Source organism: Capnocytophaga canis, assembly GCF_000827555.1.
Lineage (GTDB): Bacteria > Bacteroidota > Bacteroidia > Flavobacteriales > Flavobacteriaceae > Capnocytophaga > Capnocytophaga canis.
In genome coordinates this window covers 1-2,939 of sequence record NZ_CDOI01000146.1, presented here as the reverse complement: position 1 = coordinate 2,939, position 2,939 = coordinate 1, and the positions used below count along the sequence as shown (strand labels likewise).

General features: G+C 31.8%; 3 protein-coding genes. All 3 read left to right on the top strand.

What is annotated here, in order from left to right; translation table 11 throughout:
* Positions 1-448 (top strand): tetratricopeptide repeat protein (locus CCAND38_RS05810; RefSeq protein WP_156129776.1); only part of this gene is annotated, 448 nt, incomplete at its 5' end.
* A gap of 254 nt (positions 449-702) precedes the next feature.
* Positions 703-1,809: a WG repeat-containing protein gene (locus tag CCAND38_RS05805; RefSeq protein ID WP_052458147.1), complete on the top strand. Its 1,107-nt coding sequence runs from the start codon at positions 703-705 to the stop codon at positions 1,807-1,809.
* A gap of 52 nt (positions 1,810-1,861) precedes the next feature.
* Positions 1,862-2,939 (top strand): C1 family peptidase (locus CCAND38_RS05800; RefSeq protein ID WP_156129775.1); only part of this gene is annotated, 1,078 nt, incomplete at its 3' end.

Below are 2,939 nucleotides of genomic sequence, written 5' to 3'. Positions count from 1 at the left end.
TTTAGCTGAGATGTATCATTATGGTCAAGGAGTTTCAAAAGATTACAATGAAGCAGTAAAATGGTACAGAAAAGCCGCTGAACAAGGTGATGCATCTGGGCAATTTAATTTAGGTTGGATGTACTACATATCAAAAGATTACAATGAAGCAGTAAAATGGTTTCGAAAAGCTGCTGAACAAGGTCATGCATCTGGGCAAAATAATTTAGGTAGTAAATATGAAACTGGTCTTGGAGTATCAAAAGATTACAATGAAGCAGTAAAATGGTACAGAAAAGCTGCTGAACAAGGTAATGCAACTGGGCAAAATAATTTAGGTAGTATGTATGAAAAAGGTTATGGTGTACCAAAAGATGAAGCAGAAGCAGTAAAATGGTATCAAAAATCAGCGAGACAAGGAAATGAAGATGCTCAAAAAAGATTAAAAATATTAGGTAAATCGTGGTAAAAATCAATAAAGTATAAGCTTTTTGGTCTGATGGTATATATGAATAAAAAAAATAAAATCAAAAGTAATGAATAAAGGTTTATTAATTATAGCGTTTTTTTTCTTCTGTACTCAATATTTTTGGACAAGACGAAAAAAATCTTTCTTTAGAAAATATAAAATTAGAAGAGCTAAGGGAGGTTGATTTTTTAATAAAACGACAAAATGTTCAGAAGCAACAGGTTGTTAAACAGCAATATGACAAAGTTGAGAAGATGTATTATGGTGGAATTGCAAAAGTCAAAAAGAAAGATAAATGGGGTTTAATTAATAAAGCAGGTAAAATTATCCTACCCATTCAATATGATGAAATTGGATTTTCTCACAGAGGATATACAATGATTAGACTAAATGAAAAATGGGGTTTGGTTGATTCAAAAGGTAAAATAGTGATTCCTGTAAATTATGATTTAATTTACTATGATGATTTATTGCTAACTGCAAAAAAAGATGGTAAATGGGGAGTGGTTGACAAAACTGGAAAGGAGATAATTACATTTCAATACGATTACATAATTTATAGAGGAAAAATAGGAAACTTTGAAGTTCTTTTAAATGATAAGTGGGGTGTAGTTGATATTTCTGAAAACATAGTTGTACCAATTCAATATGAAAAGATACGATCGTATGATGAATATATACTTGTGAAAATGAACAATAAATGGGGAACCTTAGATAAAACAGGAAAATTAATTGTATCGTGCCAATATGATGAAATGTTTTGGTTTGAAGAAGGATTTGCAAAAGTAGAACTAAATCGTAAATATGGTTTGATAGACACAACAGGTAAAGTTATCGTGCCAATTCAATATCATATAATTTATAATCTTTATAGAGGTTTTGCAAGGGTTTATCAAAATGGAAAATGGGGTATTGTTGATACAGCAGGAAAAGTAGTAGTGCCTATTGAATATGATCAAATAGGAGATTTTACAGAAAAATATGTAGGAGCCAAACAAAACGGAAAATGGGGAGTTATTGATAGTTCAGGAAAAGTAGTAGTGCCTATTGAATATGATCAAATAGGAGATTTTACAGAAAAATATGCAAGAGCCAAACAAAACGGAAAATGGGGTATTGTTGATACAGCAGGAAAAGTAGTAGTGCCTGTTGAATATGATGAAATAGGATATTTTCGAGAAAAATATGTAAGAGCCAAACAAAACGGAAAATGGGGAGTTATTGATAGTTCAGGAAAAGTGATAGTGTCTTTTCAATATGAAGATATTGAACCGTTTTTTCAAGGTAAAGCTAAGGTTAAGTTAAATGGTAAATGGGGAGTTATTGATAGTTCAGGAAAAGTAATTAAAACTTTTAAATAAGGGTGCAATTAAAGTAAAACAAATATATCTAACAATTTTAAAATCAAAAGCAATGAAAAAGTATGTAATCAAACTCAGGGTAGTCGCTATTTTTTTAGTGACAGTAATGACTTTATTTGCCGTTTCTTGTATTAAAATAGTGCAAGAAAAAGGTGAAGATGACAATTCTAATATAGAAAATGAAGATGAATACTTAGGAATGGATTTAGGAGATTTCTATGTAGAACCTAATGTGGGATTTGGAAATTTTATAGATGCCAATTTGCCTTCGGCATTCGATTTAACAGCTGATATGCCTCCGATAGGAAATCAAGGAACTATTTTTTCTTGTGCAAGTTGGGCAGTGTGTGCGGTGAAATCATATTATAATCATAAAAAAACAGGAAAACCATATTCTGATGCAACACGAATGTCACCCTCTTATGTGCATAGTCAGATTAGAGAATGTCTTACCGATAGATGCGGAGCTTTGGTAAAAGATGCCTTTAATATTTTGGAAAAACAAGGTGTTTGTACACTTGCAGAAAAACCTTACAATTCTGATGAATGTAAAAGAGTGCCAACAGCCTATCAAAGGGAAATAGCAGCGAGAAATAGGATAAAAGGCTATCAAAGTATTTCTTTTGAGGATATTAAAGGTAATATATCACAAGGGGATCCTGTTATCATTCAATTTGAATATTCAGCAGGAGCTACTGGTACTATTGCAGCTCCAAGAATTGATAACAAAGGAAGACGTATTTGGGATACATATAGAAAATCAAATCTGCATCACGCATTAGTTGTTATCGGCTATGATGATAACGAACAGTTGTTTAAATTATTTGATTCCTTTGGAACTGGCGGTAAAAAAAAAGATGGGATGATTTATGTAAAATATGATGTACTTAAAAAAGCGTATAGTGGTATTTATATAATGGAAGACTTAGAAGAAGTTGACGAAACTCCCCAACAAAAAACCGAAGCAAAAATCTCATTATCAGGCAATTTAAATTTCGGAACGGTAAAACCAAATGAGCAGGTTTCAAAAACACTTATCGTACGAAACATAGGGGACGCTTCTTTAAACGTAACTTCAATAAATCTACCGAGTGGTTTTAGTACAGATGTTACTTCATTCTCGGTAGTTC